Source organism: Comamonas testosteroni ATCC 11996 (assembly GCF_000241525.1).
Classification (GTDB): Bacteria; Pseudomonadota; Gammaproteobacteria; order Burkholderiales; family Burkholderiaceae_C; genus Comamonas; species Comamonas testosteroni.
Genome location: NZ_AHIL01000026.1, coordinates 327,160 through 343,648 on the forward strand (window position 1 = coordinate 327,160; position 16,489 = coordinate 343,648).

15 protein-coding genes are annotated in these 16,489 nt (G+C 59.0%); 8 read left to right on the forward strand and 7 right to left on the reverse strand.

The genetic code is table 11. The features are described from left to right. Positions 1–51 precede the first annotated feature (51 nt). Positions 52–942 carry a LysR family transcriptional regulator gene (locus tag CTATCC11996_RS11150; protein WP_003076109.1) on the reverse strand — a complete coding sequence of 297 codons (891 nt, stop codon included), beginning with the start codon at positions 940–942 and terminating at the stop codon, positions 52–54. A 116-nt stretch (positions 943–1,058) separates the two neighbouring features. Here CTATCC11996_RS11150 and CTATCC11996_RS11155 point away from each other — a divergent pair, with 116 nt between their 5' ends. Further along, the gene (locus tag CTATCC11996_RS11155) at positions 1,059–2,252 is read left to right on the forward strand and encodes a serine hydrolase domain-containing protein (protein ID WP_003076110.1); all 1,194 of its coding nucleotides are present in this window, start codon (positions 1,059–1,061) and stop codon (positions 2,250–2,252) included. Next, positions 2,249–3,421 carry an MFS transporter gene (locus CTATCC11996_RS11160; RefSeq protein ID WP_003076112.1) on the forward strand — a complete coding sequence of 391 codons (1,173 nt, stop codon included), beginning with the start codon at positions 2,249–2,251 and terminating at the stop codon, positions 3,419–3,421. The genes CTATCC11996_RS11155 and CTATCC11996_RS11160 overlap by 4 nt, the downstream gene beginning before the upstream one ends. A gap of 143 nt (positions 3,422–3,564) precedes the next feature. On the opposite strand, the gene CTATCC11996_RS11165 is transcribed toward CTATCC11996_RS11160, so the two are convergent. Continuing rightward, on the reverse strand, positions 3,565–4,911 hold the full coding sequence (locus CTATCC11996_RS11165) for an aminotransferase-like domain-containing protein (RefSeq protein WP_003076114.1): 1,347 nt from the start codon (positions 4,909–4,911) through the stop codon (positions 3,565–3,567). A gap of 138 nt (positions 4,912–5,049) precedes the next feature. Between CTATCC11996_RS11165 and CTATCC11996_RS11170 the strand changes: the two genes are divergently transcribed. Continuing rightward, complete coding sequence (locus tag CTATCC11996_RS11170; RefSeq protein ID WP_003076116.1) at positions 5,050–5,454, forward strand: VOC family protein; 405 nt, start codon at positions 5,050–5,052, stop codon at positions 5,452–5,454. Between the two features lie 247 nt (positions 5,455–5,701). After that, positions 5,702–6,271 (forward strand): DinB family protein, encoded by a 570-nt coding sequence (locus CTATCC11996_RS11175; protein ID WP_003076117.1) that lies wholly within the window; start codon positions 5,702–5,704, stop codon positions 6,269–6,271. A gap of 112 nt (positions 6,272–6,383) precedes the next feature. On the opposite strand, the gene CTATCC11996_RS11180 is transcribed toward CTATCC11996_RS11175, so the two are convergent. Next, the gene (locus tag CTATCC11996_RS11180) at positions 6,384–7,178 is read right to left on the reverse strand and encodes an alpha/beta fold hydrolase (RefSeq protein ID WP_115597214.1); all 795 of its coding nucleotides are present in this window, start codon (positions 7,176–7,178) and stop codon (positions 6,384–6,386) included. Between the two features lie 359 nt (positions 7,179–7,537). Then, positions 7,538–8,632 (reverse strand): porin, encoded by a 1,095-nt coding sequence (locus CTATCC11996_RS11185; RefSeq protein ID WP_034348749.1) that lies wholly within the window; start codon positions 8,630–8,632, stop codon positions 7,538–7,540. A gap of 1,273 nt (positions 8,633–9,905) precedes the next feature. Between CTATCC11996_RS11185 and CTATCC11996_RS25010 the strand changes: the two genes are divergently transcribed. Next, positions 9,906–10,436: an O-acetyl-ADP-ribose deacetylase gene (locus tag CTATCC11996_RS25010; RefSeq protein WP_003076123.1), complete on the forward strand. Its 531-nt coding sequence runs from the start codon at positions 9,906–9,908 to the stop codon at positions 10,434–10,436. A 165-nt stretch (positions 10,437–10,601) separates the two neighbouring features. Here the strand turns inward: CTATCC11996_RS25010 and CTATCC11996_RS11195 are convergent, their stop codons facing one another. After that, complete coding sequence (locus CTATCC11996_RS11195) at positions 10,602–11,894, reverse strand: Zn-dependent hydrolase (RefSeq protein ID WP_034348757.1); 1,293 nt, start codon at positions 11,892–11,894, stop codon at positions 10,602–10,604. A 42-nt stretch (positions 11,895–11,936) separates the two neighbouring features. On the opposite strand from CTATCC11996_RS11195, the gene CTATCC11996_RS11200 reads away from it, so the two are divergent. The 3 genes from CTATCC11996_RS11200 to CTATCC11996_RS25015 all read left to right on the forward strand — a co-directional run bounded on the left by CTATCC11996_RS11200 (position 11,937) and on the right by CTATCC11996_RS25015 (position 14,609). Further along, complete coding sequence (locus tag CTATCC11996_RS11200; RefSeq protein ID WP_080569862.1) at positions 11,937–12,878, forward strand: LysR family transcriptional regulator; 942 nt, start codon at positions 11,937–11,939, stop codon at positions 12,876–12,878. A gap of 539 nt (positions 12,879–13,417) precedes the next feature. Next, a complete protein-coding gene (locus CTATCC11996_RS11205; RefSeq protein ID WP_003076128.1) occupies positions 13,418–13,840 on the forward strand; it encodes an Imm10 family immunity protein in 423 nt (140 codons plus the stop codon). A 337-nt stretch (positions 13,841–14,177) separates the two neighbouring features. Then, positions 14,178–14,609: a DUF2750 domain-containing protein gene (locus CTATCC11996_RS25015; protein ID WP_238532406.1), complete on the forward strand. Its 432-nt coding sequence runs from the start codon at positions 14,178–14,180 to the stop codon at positions 14,607–14,609. Between the two features lie 110 nt (positions 14,610–14,719). On the opposite strand, the gene CTATCC11996_RS11210 is transcribed toward CTATCC11996_RS25015, so the two are convergent. Continuing rightward, positions 14,720–15,118 carry a BLUF domain-containing protein gene (locus CTATCC11996_RS11210; protein ID WP_003076132.1) on the reverse strand — a complete coding sequence of 133 codons (399 nt, stop codon included), beginning with the start codon at positions 15,116–15,118 and terminating at the stop codon, positions 14,720–14,722. A 225-nt stretch (positions 15,119–15,343) separates the two neighbouring features. Continuing rightward, positions 15,344–16,117 (reverse strand): MHYT domain-containing protein, encoded by a 774-nt coding sequence (locus tag CTATCC11996_RS11215; RefSeq protein WP_003076134.1) that lies wholly within the window; start codon positions 16,115–16,117, stop codon positions 15,344–15,346. Positions 16,118–16,489 lie beyond the last annotated feature (372 nt).

Sequence of the window (16,489 nt, forward strand, 5' to 3'; positions counted from 1 at the left end):
AGAGCCTCACTCTGCTATCAGCTCCCGGAAACGACGTGAATCCCGGGCAGATCAGGCAGCAGGGAACACGCGCGCGCACAAGAAATCAACCAGAGCCCGTACCTTAGGCGACGGGTGCTTGCTTGCCGGCCAAAGCACATAAAAAACGCCTCTGCGTTCCATATGGTCGGTAAGGAGCGGTAGCAGCCGGCCATCGGCCAGTTGTTCACGAATGGAAAATTCCGGCAGGTAGGCAATCCCCAGTCCCTGCAAGGCAAAGCACACGCGCGTCTCGATGTTGTTGCAGATCATCGAAGTGGGCAGCTGCAACTCGGTTTCGCCGGACATGGTTCGCAGAGTCCATGGCTCCAGCTTGCCGCTATGGGGGAAGCGGTAGTGCAGGCAATGGTGTTGCATCAGATCAGCGGGCTCTCGAGGTGTCCCTCGCCGTGCCAGATAGTCTGGCGAAGCCACCAGCAGCGAACGGAAAGCCCCGAGCCTGCGTGCCGTGAGGCGAGAGTCGCTGGGCTCACCCGTGCGCACCACGGCGTCGAAGCCGTCCTCTATCACGTCAACCATCTGGTCGGTGAAGTCCAGGTCCAGTTCGATCTCGGGGTACTTGCGCATGAACTCGCCGAGCACCGGCAGCACCAGCGAGCTAACCAGCGGCAAACTCACTCTCAAGCGACCGCGTGGTGCACTGCTGGCTTGCGCCAGTTCGAGCTCTGCTGCTTCGATCTCAGCCAGGATACGTCGGCTGCGCTCCAGGAACAGCATGCCCTCGGCGGTCAACGTGACACTGCGTGTGCTGCGGTGAAACAGGCGCACGCCCAGCCGATCTTCCAGCCGCGCCACGCTCTTGCCTACGGCTGAGGCCGACACGCCCAACAGCCGGCCGGCGGCCACAAAACTTCGCGTCTCGGCAACCTGCACAAACACGGCGAAACCATTCAAGCTGTCCATAACACACTTAGATTAAAGACATTTTTGTCCGCATAAAGAGGAACTGTAGCCTACTTTTTCTTTAATCTCAGACTTTCTATCGTCACGGCGTGATCCATTGAATCAGGGGCTCTTCCGTGACTTATCCCGTCTTTCCTTTACGCCCGGGCATTCCGCCCCTACATCTGTCCACCCGCATCCATGCCGCCGTTCAGCAGGCTCTGGATGAGCGGCGACTGGTCGGTGCCGTCGTGCTGGTGGCACACAACGGCGAATTGATCCACCAACAGGCTGCCGGCCATGCCGACCGCGAGAGCGCGCGCCCGATGGAGCTGACGACCATCTTCCGGCTGGCATCGGTGAGCAAGCCCATCGTTTCGGCCGCTGCGCTTGCGCTGGTTGCGCAAGGCCGCCTCGATCTGGATGAGGACATCGGCCGCTGGCTCCCGGGGTTCCAGCCCAGGTTGATTGATGGCAGCCCGGCACGCATCACTGCCAGGCAGTTGCTTAGCCACACAGCAGGGCTGGGCTATCGCTTTTTCGAGGCCGATGCTGATGGCCCCTATGCCCGGGCTGGTGCCTCGGACGGCATGGATAGAGTCAGTTTCAATCTGGCCGAGAACCTGCGTCGTATCGCCAGCGTGCCGCTGCTGTATGTGCCGGGTACCTCCTGGGGCTATTCGCTGGCAACCGATGTGTTGGGGGCATTGATTGAACACATCCACGGTGCGTCACTGGACGAAGCAGTCAACCAATGGGTAACAGGTCCCTTGGGCATGATCGATACGGGTTTCCTGGTGCGCGATCCGCAGCGCGTGGCCACTGCTTACGTAAGCGATACGCCTCAGCCACACCCGCTAGCCGAAGGTGAAGTGGTTTCCCCGTTCGAGGGCGCAGTCGGTATCAGATACAGCCCGGGCCGTATCTTCGACGCCCTGGCTTTCCCTTCAGGTGGAGCTGGAATGGCCGGTACGGCCGGAGACTTTCTGCGCCTGCTGGAGGCCTTGCGGCAGGGCAGGGGAGCATTGCTTCCCGATGAGCTGATCAACGAGATGGAGCGGGACCAGACTGGTGGACTGGAGCTGCCGGATGTACCGGGCTTTGGCTTTGGCCTCGGTTTTTCAGTCTTGCGGGACCCGCTGCGCGCCGCATCGCCAGAATCGGTAGGTACCTGGCGCTGGGGTGGCGCCTACGGCCATGCCTGGTTTGTGGATAGGGCGCGCGGACTCAGCGTGGTCGCCTTCACCAATACGCTGTACGAGGGCATGTCCGGTCGCTTCGTCGCCGAGCTGCGCGACGCAGTCTATGGTGCGCTGGAGGTCGTGCAATGACCGCTGCACATCAAGACCGGATGCCCATTGCATCATTGCTGGCGCTGGCAATGGCCGCGTTCATCACCATCCTGACCGAAGCGCTGCCGGCAGGGCTGCTGCCTCAGATGGCGAGGGGCTTGATGGTGTCCGAAGCCTGGACAGGACAAACGGTCACGATCTACGCAATGGGCTCGCTGGCGGCCGCCATCCCGTTGACCGCCGCCACCCAGGGCGTGCGCCGCCGTCCGCTGCTGCTAGCGGCCATTGCAGGCTTTGCCATCGCCAACACTGTCACGGCCCTGTCCAGCAACTATGTCCTGACGATGATCGCGCGCTTCCTGGCAGGCGTGTCGGCCGGTCTGCTATGGGCGATGCTGGCGGGCTATGCCGCGCGCATGGTGCCCGAGCACCAGCAGGGCCGAGCCATCGCCATTGCGATGGTGGGTACACCATTGGCGTTGTCGCTTGGGGTTCCGGCGGGCACCTTCCTGGGCAATCTGCTGGGCTGGCGGATGTGCTTCGGCATCATGAGCGGACTGGCACTGGCGCTCATGGCATGGGTACAAGTCAAGCTGCCAGATTTCGTGGGCCAGGCGGCGAGCAAACGCATGTCTCTGGGGCATGTGTTCACTTTCCCGGGTGTACGTCCTGTGCTGTTCGTGGTGCTGGCCTTCGTTCTGGCACACAACATCCTCTATACCTATATCGCGCCATTTCTCGCGGCGGCAGACATGGCGAAACGAACAGATCTGGTCCTGCTCATGTTCGGCATCACTTCGCTGCTGGGCATCTGGGTCATCGGCGTGCTGATCGATCACCATCTGCGCGCCCTGACGCTGGGCAGTACGCTCCTGTTCGGCCTGTCGGCGCTGGCACTCGGCCTGATGGGCGATGCGCCTGCCGTGGTGTATGCGGCAGTGGCCGCCTGGGGCCTGGCCTTTGGCGGCGTGGCGACACTGCTTCAAACAGCCATCGCCAAGGCGGCGGGCAACGCGGCCGACGTTGCGCAGTCCATGTTGGTCACAGCCTGGAATATCGCGATTGCAAGTGGAGGACTGATTGGCGGTGCCTTGCTGGACTATCTCGGCGTCGCCGCATTCTCTCCGGTCCTTCTGGTGCTGCTAGCTGCAACGCTGGCTGTTGTGTGGGCAGCCAGGAGCCACGGCTTTCCAGTGGTACAAAGATAAGGCGGGGGAGTTCTTCGGTATCTGCTCCATTTCTTGCGCAGTTCGAAGAACTCCCGCTTCAGCCGTACCTGAAGCGACCAGGTTGATGGATTGCCAAGCATCTCTCACTTGTCTTCTGCGGCAGACCTGCGTCGGCGCCGCACTCAAGCTTGCGGCTTGAGCAGCTCTGCCAGCAACTTCAGCGCGTCGCCCAGGTCTTCAAAGCCGGGAGCGCCCAGGCAAATCCGGAGACCGCTCCTCCCATCCTGAGGATCCACCATCATGGATTCCGGCAGGGTCAGCTTCAAACCGATTTCTGCGGCTGCAGCGACAAGACTATTGGCGGCCTCGCGCTTCATCGGCAGCCAGACGTTGTAGGCATGGGGATGCCAGACAGGCTTGCCAGTCCCGAGAAGCGAAGCGGCAAGCCTGGCGCGCCGCCGGGACTCATGGTGCAGATCCCGCTGGATCGAGGCGATCACGCCGGTGGCCAGCCATTCATCGACTACCGCACAGGAAAATGCTGATGGAGCCATCGGCACATCCTGCACCATTTCTTGCGCAGCGCCGCCCAGTTCTTTTGGGACCAGCAACATGCCGATCTGCAGCCCCGGCCCAAGCGACTTGGAGAGCCCGTTCACATGCAATGAGATATCGGGCGCCAGTGCTGACAGTTGGGGTAAATCAGGGAGAGCGGCGGCATAGACCCCGTCTTCGATGATCCATGCCCCCGTTTTCCGGCATATATCCACGATGGCCTGCCTTCGCTCCAGGCTCATCGTGGCAGTTGTCGGGTTGTGCAGCGTCGGGGTGAGGTAGACCGCCTTGCCATCGGTCGGCGCGACACTGCCAAGTGCGTCCGCAAGCGCTTGCGGCACCATCCCTTCGGCATCGATCTCGACACCTTGCATCCGATAGCCTTTGCGCCGGGCCAGAGCAATAGCGCCGGGGTAGGTGATCCGCTCGGTCACAAGCAATCCTTGCGGGCTGCAAGCCAGATCAAAAGCCAATGACAGCGCCTGGCGGGTGCTGCTCGTCAAAAGCAGAAGCGACGGATCGGCGACCAGGCCAAGTGACATCAGCCAGCGGGCGAGAACGCGACGATGCTCCAGATGTCCGCCAGGAGGTGCATAGAAATTGAAATGGTCCGCGTCGATTTTGCGAGCGATGCCTGTCAATGCCCGTGCCAGAATGCGTGCGTTGAGTGCGGCCGGCGGCGCATTGGACGACAGGTCAATCAGGCGATCACCATGCGCCTGCTGAATCGCGACAAATGTTCCCCGCCCTTTGATACTGCGCGTCAGACCTCTGCGCTCCAGAGCGGCATAGGCCTTCGTCACCGAGCCAAGACCGATTTGCAGCTTCTCTGCAAGGTCTCGATGTGCAGGCAGACGGTCACCTCCCGCCAGCCGGCCCTCAACGATGTCGTCGGCCAGGGCAAGTGCAAGTCGTTCGGCCGCATTGGCTTCAATGTTTGCAAGGCGAGGCTGCCAAGGGGATTGGAGGAGCATGTTTGCAGTCTCAACAATAAGAGTGTCTCGTGACACTATCTGATTATTTAATAGTGTAACGTTCTGGCAAATGCCTTTGCATGACTGCCTCTTGGTGAAAAGTGCCCAGCGGCGTTGACAGAAAGCAAGGAGAGCGAGATGTTTAGCCACGTGACGGTTGGAGCGCGTGACCTTGAACGGTCAGGCCGCTTTTACGACGCGGTGCTTGTGCCGCTTGGTCTGAAGCGCCGGATTGTGGTGCCCGATTGTGGGCCGGCGGCGCTTTGCTGGGTAAGCGCACATGCGAGTCTGCCTCGCTTCTATGTCTACAGTCCGTACAACGGAGAGTCAGCGACCGTCGGCAATGGCAGCATGGCGGCCTTTCTGGCGCCGTCAGCAGCAGCAGTGGACTCCGCCTACGCCGATGGACTGGCACACGGTGGCAGGGATGCAGGGGCTCCTGGGCCACGTCCTCATTATGGGGACGGCTACTACGGCGCCTATCTGCGCGATCCCGACGGCAACAAAATCCATATCGTGCATCGTGCCGATCTCCAGCCCTGATGCAAGAGATGTGTGTATTTCTGGGGGCGCCGACATGGCCGACAGCCAAATCGCACTCGTCTATCGGCGTGATTGGGCCTCATGCCGAGAGCAGCTATGTTGCCGCTCAAGGAACCCGCCCCAGTCAAAAAAGCCGCATCTATCCGAGCAGTGACGATGCCAGCCAGGTCCGGGTCGGCGGCGAGACGCACACGCATGTCCAAAGCGAGCTGCACAGTTTTTGAAGACCTCCAAGGAACTCTCGAGTATGTCCACAACCCTTCAGCACCCATACAGCCCACCATTCAAAGAGCGCGCGGCGCTGTCCGAATCGGCGGTAGACACATTGAGAATGCTGGTGCGCTACAAGGCCTGGGCGAATGACCTGACGTTCAAGAACGTGATGGAGCTACCGGAAGGCGAGGCTCTTCGGCAAAGACCGACGCGGTTCGGGAACATGGTGCATACGTTGAACCACGTCTATGTGGTGGACGATATCTTCAGGCACCACCTACAAGGCAGGAAGCACGGCTACACCGCACGCAATACGGAGCATACGCCTGCGGTTGACGATCTATGGAAGGCGGTTCAGGAAATGGACTCCTGGTACACCAGGCTTGTCGATACCTGGTCGGACGAAGATCTTGTGAAAGTCGTCCATTTCGAATTTGTAGGAGGAGGACAAGGCGCCATGACGCGTGGGCAAATCGTGCTGCATATCGTGAATCACAGCACTTATCACCGAGGTTTTGTCGGCGACATGATGTATCAGATACCTTTTACGCCGCCATCAAACGATCTGCCCGTATTCATCCGAGATCACTATCGCAACACTTAGTGAGGCGCTCAATTTCGACGGGGGGCTCTGAAATCGTATGGTGGCGACCGTAGAGGGAGGGCATTGGACCGTGCCGGCGCAGGCCAGAGCGATGTGGCGTCTGACACCACGCCTACGCTCTCGCATCCCATTCATGCACCGCCGAGCTCTTTCGTGGTGTTGCAACGTTCCGAACGAAGTCAGCCACCACCGCAGCGGCCTCTTGCGGAATGGCTTGCAGTAGGCAGTGCGGAGCATCAAACGCCTGAACTCTTATCTGCCGAAGACATTGCTCTGCATCAGACACGGAAGACTGCGGCACCAGGCGGTCACGTATCCCTTTCAGGTAGAGAACCGGAGCATCAATTGCTTTGGCATGTGCCCGCACATCTACGGATGCCACCGCTCTCAGCCTTGAACGTAGAACCGCCGTTTGAACCTTGGCCAAGGTGGACCGCAGCATAACCCGCGGGCCCGGCGTCGCAAACCGGCCCAGAAGCATCAGGTCCAGTATTGGAGCAGGGGGAAGCGGAACGGGCATGGTTGCCAGGCCGCTGAGCCAGCGAAGACCCGGCCTTGGATTGCGAACGAACGAGCAGCACAGAACAACGCCCACAACGCGCCCCGGGTATGCCGCTGCCAGCGAAATGGCAATAGGTCCCGAGAAAGACTCTCCCAGCAAGACCAAGCGGCCATTGGGCGGCAAGGCCGATGTGGCAAGTTCCGTCAGGTCGGCATAGGTCTGTGGCGAGCCGGAAGTTGGATAGCTCACCACGACGACGGGCGTCGTCTTCCCCAATGCGGCAACGAACGGGGCGAAAAGCTCACCCGTGCCATCCATTCCAGGAAGGAGAACAAGGACCACGGGCCCAACCTCGGCAAGAGATGGCGACTGTAAATCAGAGAATCCTGCTGAAAGGCTGTTCATGGCCGGGGCGGTAGTTGCAACCCAGTCCATTACAGCACTTCGAACAGTCTAATTTAAAGTTCAAAGGAACTTGTTTCAGGGCGGCTGGACTAGGGCAGTTTCGGCTTGTAGGGAGGGCGGATATGCCTTGCGGGTCTTGTGCAGCCGCTGGATGTTCAGCGCATGTGTTGCATTGACCGATTGAATCCGCTGTGCCGGAGAGTCATTCGGAAATACTGTCTCACTGTCTCGTACCGGCTCTACTGACTGAAATACGCACGACTCACCGCACGAATGGTCGCGTCCTGACATTTGACTCCATGCATCAAGCGAGTGGGGGCCACCAGGCTACCCTCACTCGCTCTATTTGTGCACCGACCTCAGAACATGTGGCGCAGGCCCATGCCAAAGCCAGTCTGGTTGACGCCAGGCATTGGCGTTCCACCAGCTTGAGCGCTGCTTGCTCCAAAGGCCGCATTGCCGCTGTTCTTCATATAGCCCAGCGAGGCATAGGCCGCAGTGCGCTTGGACAGGTTGTAGGTACCGCGCAGTACCAGCAACTGACCCTTGTCCGCGTTGTCCTTGTACTTGAGCTGGTTGTACTGGGCGTCCATGCTCCATTGACCAATGGGGTAGGTCACGCCGACAAACCACAGGTCGTTGCGCGGCGATGCGATATAGCCGTCATTCTTGCGACGCATATAGCCACCACCAATCTTGGCGCCACCAAGCTTCACATAACCGTTGAGCATGGTGCGCTTGTCGACTTTGTCGCTGCTGGTCAGCCCCGCGAAAGCGCCGGGACCGCCACGCAGCTCATCATGGGCGAATGCTGCACCCCATGCCCCTGTGTCGTACTTGAGCATGGCCGACCACTCGCGGCAGGTTTTGGAGTCGGTGCTGCTTTCTCCCGCACAGTTGGTTCCGCTGGGACTGGGGCCCGCATTGACGGCATCGCGACCAAAGCTGTAGGTTGCGCCGACCGTCAGGCCCGAGAACGTGCCTTTGTAAGAGATCGCATTGTCGGCACGCGCATTGGGAAAGTAGTTGTCCAGGCTGGCCATGCTGTGCAGGCTCGGACCGATCACGTCAGCATCCAGCACGGACCAGAACAACATGGTGTACTGACGGCCCAGACCCAGCGATCCCCAGGGGCCATTGAGGCTGACGAAGGACTGGCGGCCGAAACCTCGACCGCCCTGGTTGAGGGCTCCGCTGTCGGGGCCGATACCCATCTCCAGCGTGAAGGATGCGCTCAATCCGCCTCCCAGATCCTCGCGGCCGCGAAAGCCCAGGCGTGATGGAACGCTGCCCGTCAGATTGGGCATGCGTGTGAGGTTGGACTTGGTTGCGCCCACGTTGTTCATGGTTTCGACGGCCGTGTCCACGATCCCGTAGATCTGGACAGATGACTGTGCGTGTGCGAGCCCTCCCAGGCTCATCAGCGCAAATATGCTTGCTATTTTTCTCAACAACTTTGTCTCCGTTATATGAATCTTTGAATTACAGAAAGTCTTCATGCTTTGATTTCTTTGCTGTCGTCCTCCTTTTCAGTTGCTGAATCGAATGCAGGTGGGCAGCCGGGCGCGAACTGGCCGTACGCGACCTACCGCTCGGTTGCAAGAATCCTGTTCTCAGGAAGCAGGACAGTTGCTGGCTGCGGCTTGTCCGACAAAGCGCTCTTGAGCCCAAGAAGGGAACTGCTTTGCAGCTTCAGGAACCACGGCTTCATGGTTCAGACCAGCGAACCCTTTGTCGTCAACCTTGGACCCTGCATTGCACAGGGCCCGGCGCTGCCGTTGCAGTAGTGCTCGGATTCGTGGGTATCCGTTGAGTCATAGACTTTTTTTGTGCGCAGCACCTCCTTGCCGTGCCATGGGCACAGCTCAAGCGTTTGTTTGGAAAAATTCGGGAGAAGAGCTCTGGCTGGAGCTATTGCAGCGTTCGGACCAGTGCTCGATTGAGTCGGTGCGGCGCGGTCTTTTTGATGTTCAGGGAGTTGCCAAGGTTTGCTTCCTCTCAATACTTATTTGGATATTATTCATAATCAATTTCGGATGAATTTTGTTTATTTTTCATAAGCAATTCAAGGAGAGAAACGGTACTTTTGCTTGGTGCTTTCCCTTGCGGTAAAACGCTAGATAGATGGCGAAATGGAGTTGCGGCGGCGAGTTTCTGTTGTGCTGCAGCCCGCAGCATTCGCCCTTGCTTCGTTCGGTGCATGACTCTCAACGCAGCATTTTTAGCGGGCTTCAGTCGCCAAGACGTTGCTTCGCAGTGAATCCAGTGCAAGTGGTATTTGAGGTTCACGACTGCCACAGGTCGACATGAGGATGCCGCTGCGAGCCGCGTTGTCGAGCGTCCAGCCAGGCAGCCGCTCGGGACAAATGGAGCCCAAGGACTGGTGTTGAGGGGTGTGCCGTCGTTCAGGCGCCAGGCAGTGGCTAGTTCGAATAGGCTTTCACCGAAACTGGCGATCAATCACAGAAGAGTCCGCTTCTGGCCGGACTGCGAAAGTCGCACATCGACCCAGTGCAGACAATCGAATGTTCGCAAGAACAGAAGTCATGCAACGGTCACGATCGCTCAAAATTGCGATCTTCCTGATTCCAGGCACTTCGGGGACGCGGCCGCACACAGCTGCATCGCACGTCGGCACTTACGCCGGCACCTACAAAGGCAACGTGTTTACAAAACGGGTCTGCCATTGCAGTATCGGCAGCCTTCCTGCTCTTTCGCTGTACGGATATGCCCACACGCTTTCATGCCATCTGCTCTGACATCACAACGCTTCATGTGGGAGCCATTGTCAATGCCGCAAATTCGTCTCTCCTTGGCGGAGGTGGCGTCGACGGTGCAATCCATCGCGCGGCAGGTCCAGACCTTGTGCATGAATGCCGGCTGCTCGGAGGCTGCAAGACTGGCGATGCAAAGGTGAGCAAGGCTTATCGCCTATCTGCCCACTACATCATTCACACCGTCGGACCTGTGTGGAGAGGAGGGGAAAGCGGTGAAGCAGAGCTGCTCGCCAGCTGTTATCGCCGATGCATAGAGTTGGCGCAGGAGAGGTCGGTTGCCTCGATTGCTTTCCCAAGCATCAGCACCGGCATATATGGGTACCCGATCGAGCTGGCTGCGCAAGTGGCTGTCAGGACTGTCCAGGAAAGCCTGTCGGAACATTCGTCAATTGAAGAGGTTGTCTTCTGCTGCTTCTCACCTGCTGACTTGCTTCAGTATGAATTGATTTTGAATCGACTTGCGCCGTCCGGATCCGAGTAGCACCTGAGCCTGGTGCCCAGTTTTCATGACCGTTCCTGGCCGGCAGTTTGAGCTTGAAAAGCCGATCATTGCTGCGTGGCGAACCCGGAAGACATCCAAGGACCCATCTACGCACGACAGGCCGCGACCAGGACAAGCCTGGTCCATTCACATTCGTGATTGCAGCTAGTCTATTTGCTCATCCAGGCTCAGCAGGGTAGCGGCAAGCACCTGGGTGCCGGCCAGAACCTGGCCCGGTGAAGCCCATTCCACTGCGCTATGGCTGCGCCCATCAAGACACGGGATGAAGATCATCCCCGAGTGTCCGGTCTGGGCCAGGTACATGGCATCGTGGCCGGCCCCGCTCGGCATGCGTCGACAGCCCAGGCCCAGGCGCTGGGCGGATTGCTCCACGGCAGCAGCAATCAGCGGCGCGCAGGCAACGGGGTCGACATGGGTGCGAGGCTCCACGCGCCAATTCACGCCCAATCGCCCGATAGCCGGGCCGCAGCGCCGCGCCAGAATTTCCCAGAACTCCTGCAGCAGGGGGGCATGGTTGCTTCGCACCTCAAGCGTCAGGTCCACCTGGCCAGGCACGGTGTTGCTGGCGTTGGGGGAGACGTTCATGCGACCTACCGTGGCAACCACGTAGTGAGGTGCGCTGCGGCTCCACTGCAGCGCCAGGCGCTGGGCCTGGCGGATCACTATTGCTGCAGCCACGAGGGCATCGCTACGTCCATTCATGGGAGTGGTGCCCGCATGATCGGGCCGACCTTCAAAGAACAGCTGAGCGCGGCGTATGCCAACGATGTCGGTCACGGCGCCTATGTCCAGGCCTTCGCGCTCCAGCACAGGCCCTTGTTCTATGTGTAGCTCCACAAAGGCCGCAAAGCCGTCCTGCCGGCGATCGGCCTCGGCCAGAGCTTCGGGGCGGGCGCCCAGGCGCTGCAGGGCCTGGCCCAGGGTGTCGCCCTGGCCGTCGCGGGCGGCCAGCATGTCGGCGCTGAGCTGACCGGCCATGGCACGACTGCCCACACAGGAGATGCCGTAGTCACTGGGCTCTTCGCAGAGGAAGTCTATGACCTCGAAGGGGTGCTTCAGCGTGATGTCCGCGTCCTGCAGGGCATGGGCCACTTCCAGCCCTGCCAGCACACCCAGAATGCCGTCGAAGCGTCCCCCGGCATTCACCGTGTCGGTGTGCGAGCCCGTGGCCAAGGGTTTCAGATCATCGCGCAGGCCGGGGCGGCGGCCGATGAGGTTGCCTGCGGCATCCAGACGCACCTGCAGACCCGCGGCTTCGAAAGCTCCGCGCAGCCAGGCGCGTGCGGCCTGGTATTCCGCGCTGAAGGCGCGGCGGGTCCAGGGCATATCGGCTCGGGTGAATTGGGCGAGGTCTTCGAGGCGGCGCCACAGGCGGTCGCCGTCGATCGGCGGCAGAGCCGGGGAAAGAAGGGGGGAGCAAGTAGAAGCGTTCTGCATGGAGTAATCTTCGCCCGAGATTTACCAATAAGGAATCTTTTGATGTTTATGCAAGGTATTAGTGAAACTTTGGCTAATGCCCCTGGTTTGATGCTGTTGAGGAGCTTTTGTCTGGTCGTTCAGGAGGGCAGTTTTTCTCAGGCAGCGGAGCTGTTGCAACTGTCCCAGCCGGCGGTCAGCCTGCAAGTGCGTCAACTGGAACGCTATCTCGGCGCACGCCTCATAGAACGTGTGGGGCGGCGTGCTGTGCCGACGGCTGCCGGGAAGGCCTTGCTGGAGCAACTGCCCGCCGTGAGCGTGGCACTGGAAGGCCTGGCCCATGCGCTGAGTGCGCATGCGCGCGAGGTGAATGGGCAGGTGCGTATAGGTACGGGCCTGACCGTGTGTCTCTATCTTCTGCCTGCCGTGTTGCGCCAGATACGGGCAAGCCATCCGGGAATCGACATCGTGGTGGTCACGGGCAATACCGAGGAGTGCGTAAGGCGCGTGGAAGACAATAGTCTGGATCTTGCCCTGGTCACCTTGCCGGTCAACCGCCGCGCCTTGCTGGCCACTGCCGTGCTGCACGACGAGCTGGTGGCCGTAGCTCGCCCCGAGATGTTGATGCCGGGCGATGCGGTGGCTGCGTCAGAGCTGAGATCCCTGCCTCTGCTTGCCTTGCAGAAATCAGCCAGCACGCGCGGGGTGGTCGATGCCTGGCTGCGCCGTGCCGGCGAACTGCCGCACCCTCAGATGGAGCTCGACAGTGTCGAAGCGCTCAAGGAGATGGCGGCCATAGGCCTGGGTTATGCCGTGATTCCGCGCATGGCCATGCAGGGGCGAGGCGCGCGCGATGACCTGGTCTCACGCCCGCTCACACCTGGATTGCAGCGAACACTGGCGATGGTGTTGCGAAAGGACAAGCCACTGAGCCGTTCCCTGTCGATGGTTTGCCAGAGTATCCAGGCGCATTGTGCAGCCTGGATGCAGGAACCAGAGGCCTGAAAACAGTTTGATCGAATCTATCCTTGCTGCGCAAGATGGTGACCGCAAAACGGTCTGTGTAGCCATGCAGCACAGTGAATACGGTCACGGAGACCAGTCCGGCAATCCACCATGAGGATGTTGGCTGGCGACGGGTTAGCTGAATTGGCAGCCATTGTCCTGCAAACGTCTCGATGAATGGCATCATCACTAGCCCGACCATGAACTCAATACCTGCAGGGTATCTGGTCATCGGGTTTGCGTCTGGGGTACTGGCCCTGTGGACCAGATAGCAAGAAGGCCCCAGATAATCTGTCTGCGGAACATTACGGCTGCTCCGCCAGTAATCAACAGCCATCTTGGAGTAGCCAGTAGTCGCGCCGGTGCGTCGAGGCTATTCAACCGAGTAAGTCAAGCAGCAATGAATTTGTTGTCGCACATGTTCTGCAAACGCCGAGAGACTGCTGTCGGTCGATCCACAACGCTCGTGACCAGGGCCTTGCCGGCATAGGATTCCGGCTCCAAGTCTGTCGCTGCCCTGAACCCTCAAGAACACCCAAATGAATACTCTCTCCTTTCGCGCAGCCTGCATCGCCACAAAAGACCCGGAGGGCTTCTGCCACCTTGTCGGCTTTGCCGACAAGAAGCATGGCACCGAGCATTACCTGATGCTCCAACGCTCCTTCGAAGAGGATGAAGACGAGCAGGATGAAGAGCTGGGCATGGATACCTACCATGTCGAGTGCTGTGGGCAGCAGAGACCTCGCTATGGCGGCATTGAGCGGTTTGTGCTGAAGCGTACCAGTGCGGAGGTCACGTTCAAGCGCGAGGCGGCTGAGGACATCGATGAACTGAAGCAAATGTCCATCGCCTTTGATCTTGCGGCCGGCGAGTACGAGGAACTGAAAGCCGCCTTGACGAATATCTTTGCCGGGGAGAGCTGCTTCGAGATTACCGATGGCCAGGCTATAGGGGCCGCATAGGCGTGGCGAACAGGTCCGGACCCTTCGGTCCGGATGCGGCATCAAGCGCAGGGTAGATGCGCCGCTGCCTTGATGGTCATGGTGCCCATCCCGGTCCGGCTGGCTGTCGGTCGCCATAAGCGTAGGGCCGAGCAGGGCGGTGGTGGGCGGGTAGCTGAGACGGGGGAGGCGGATCTGGACTCAACGCGGTCAAGAAGAAAATCTGCTGGCAGTCCGCTTCCGTCCGCCCAAGGTTGCGGCTGCCACTGTTCGATCCACAGCGGGCATATGCATCGGTGCTGTCGCCAATTCGTCATTGCTGGAGCGACTGGCCCTCCGGCTTCAACCTGGTGACAGAATGCCTCACTCATCCAGCGTCAGTTTTCACATGGAAAAGTCATATCCACTCACTCGACAACAGTTCCAAGCGGTGTCGGCACTTCCCAGTCTCCAGCGTTATCGGCATTTCATCGGCCGAGTATCGGACTGGCAATTGGTGTGGGGACTGAGAAATGAGGGTGGATGGGTGACAGCCTCGGACAGCAACGGAAATTCTGTGGCCCCCTTTTGGCCACATCCCGATTACGCGATTGCTTGTGCAGTTGGCGAATGGGCCGGCAATTCCCCTGCAAGCATCGATGTTCACCATTTCCTGAGTCGTTGGCTTCCCGGTATGGAAAAGGACGGCATGCTTGCGGCCGTATTCCCAACGCCAACAATGCAAGGGATAGTCGTTTCGCCGCGTCAGTTGCAAAGGGATATTGAAGAAGAACTGTCTTGCCTGGAGTGAATGTAAGCAGTTTGAGATTCCGTTGCCGGCCGGTAGGCGGTGGTCTCGGAACTATCTTCGAATCTGCTCAAATCAGAGTGCTTCAGCAACAAGGAGTTTGAATGGAGCTGCTATGCAGCATCCAGCATTGGCAATAGTTGCTGCAGGCAACTCATTGCGGCGTCTCCGTCGACAACCCACATTTGGGCCAACGGCTCGGCATCTTCTACCGAGAGGTATGCCATGCTCCAACCGGAGAAAAGGCGACTCGTTATGCCTCTTGCCTCGTGCTGCGGGGTGAAATTGGTATGGCGCTTGTCCAGGGATATCTTTTTGGCCAATGCAATCACCTGCTGCTGAGGACCCTCCATGTATTGAACGAAGCGCTGACCGTCAAAAATCAGGATCCCTGTGATCCCATGGGCCTCATTGAATCGGCGTGAGACTCTGGTGATATCTGCGACACAGCTCGTACTGGCGTCACTGGCGATTTCACTGTGATAAAGAAAACATCCGAGCAGGTGTTTCAAGGTTGCCTCTTGCTTTCAGCGCTGCATAGGTGCGGTTGGTGCCGGTATCGAGATCGTCTCAAGCCAGGTACCGAGAACCTATTCCTTGCAGACAGAGTTGGAGTGGTGATCAACGGTCCGGTTGCTCGTCACCGAGCGACATGCACCAACGAGACAGGTCGAGATTGACGGTGGCGCAATGCGAAGTGAGTTCCATAACAAGGGGCATCAGTCTGCTGCCGAAATTCATTTGCGAGGGATGCCTGTTCTTATGCTGCTCTTTTGGAAAGATACCAGCGCCAGGTCCATCAGCAGAACCATCGACATGCCCAGGGCTAGTACAGCCACCACCATCGGCAGTCCAAGCGCACTGAGCACATCCCTTCCTGAAGGAATTGCAAGGCGATTTTCCGTAGTGCAAATGAACTCGGCCGCACTCATGCCCGTGTAGTGCATGGCACAAACGGCAAGGGCCATGATCGCTGCGGCAAGCAGGCGCATGCTTGTCTGTACGGTATGAAATGCCAGCCACAGCGCCGCAGTTGCAGCCACGAGAGCAATCAGCACCGACATGGCGATTCGCTCATGGTCCCACTCCAGGTGGCCTCCAAAACGCATGCCATACATGCCGAGGTAGTGCATGACAACGGCGCCCAGCCCAAGCATTGATCCGGCCAGCAGCAAGCGGACAATGCTGCGCGGGTTGCGAGCCACGATATGAAAAGCCAGAGCCGAGATTGCCACTGCGGCAATGAGCGACACGCCAGTCTCCCATACCGAGTAGCCGGTTCCAAGGTCCATGCGCAGCGCAAGCATGGCAATGAAATGCATTGACCATACGCCAATGCCGCCAAGAGCAATCCCTGTGCTGCCGAGACTCATCAGATAGCTCTGACGGTCATCAATCTCCGGCTCAAGTCGCTTGGCAGAGATCAGCGCAATGAAGGCGCCAATCATCGAAATCGCGTACGACAGTACAACCAATTCCATGCTGTAGCTGGTGCTGACCACTGCATCCATGAGCCTCTCCTGGTTGCCGAACAAGAAGAATCCAGAATTTGTAAATTGACTTGTATCAAATTAATTCAAGGCCATCAAGATGATTTGATGAATCAGATCTGATTCGATGCTAGTTGGATACATCAGATCTGATCTCTATTCAAAAATTGAGACCAGTCAAGGAATATGTAAGCACTTGATACGAGCAAGCGCTCAAGGAGCGATCGCAGGGGTTCCCAAGGCGTACCGGCTTCACTCAATCTGGGCGGTATCTCGTTTCGTCAGGCCATTGACCACAGAAGGCACATATGAGAGTGAACGCACCGGTAACCCAGCGGGAGTACAGCTTTGATGAGCATGCAACTCTGATGTCCACCACGGACACGGAGAGCC

Coding starts and splice junctions, on each gene's coding strand:
- CTATCC11996_RS11150 (WP_003076109.1), bottom strand. CDS start 942: ATGGACAGCTTGAATGGTTTCGCCGTGTTTGTGCAGGTTGCCGAGACG.
- CTATCC11996_RS11160 (WP_003076112.1), top strand. CDS start 2,249: ATGACCGCTGCACATCAAGACCGGATGCCCATTGCATCATTGCTGGCG.
- CTATCC11996_RS11165 (WP_003076114.1), bottom strand. CDS start 4,911: ATGCTCCTCCAATCCCCTTGGCAGCCTCGCCTTGCAAACATTGAAGCC.
- CTATCC11996_RS11170 (WP_003076116.1), top strand. CDS start 5,050: ATGTTTAGCCACGTGACGGTTGGAGCGCGTGACCTTGAACGGTCAGGC.
- CTATCC11996_RS11175 (WP_003076117.1), top strand. CDS start 5,702: ATGTCCACAACCCTTCAGCACCCATACAGCCCACCATTCAAAGAGCGC.
- CTATCC11996_RS11180 (WP_115597214.1), bottom strand. CDS start 7,178: ATGAACAGCCTTTCAGCAGGATTCTCTGATTTACAGTCGCCATCTCTT.
- CTATCC11996_RS25010 (WP_003076123.1), top strand. CDS start 9,906: ATGCCCACACGCTTTCATGCCATCTGCTCTGACATCACAACGCTTCAT.
- CTATCC11996_RS11195 (WP_034348757.1), bottom strand. CDS start 11,894: ATGCAGAACGCTTCTACTTGCTCCCCCCTTCTTTCCCCGGCTCTGCCG.
- CTATCC11996_RS11200 (WP_080569862.1), top strand. CDS start 11,937: ATGTTTATGCAAGGTATTAGTGAAACTTTGGCTAATGCCCCTGGTTTG.
- CTATCC11996_RS11205 (WP_003076128.1), top strand. CDS start 13,418: ATGAATACTCTCTCCTTTCGCGCAGCCTGCATCGCCACAAAAGACCCG.
- CTATCC11996_RS25015 (WP_238532406.1), top strand. CDS start 14,178: ATGCCTCACTCATCCAGCGTCAGTTTTCACATGGAAAAGTCATATCCA.
- CTATCC11996_RS11215 (WP_003076134.1), bottom strand. CDS start 16,117: ATGGATGCAGTGGTCAGCACCAGCTACAGCATGGAATTGGTTGTACTG.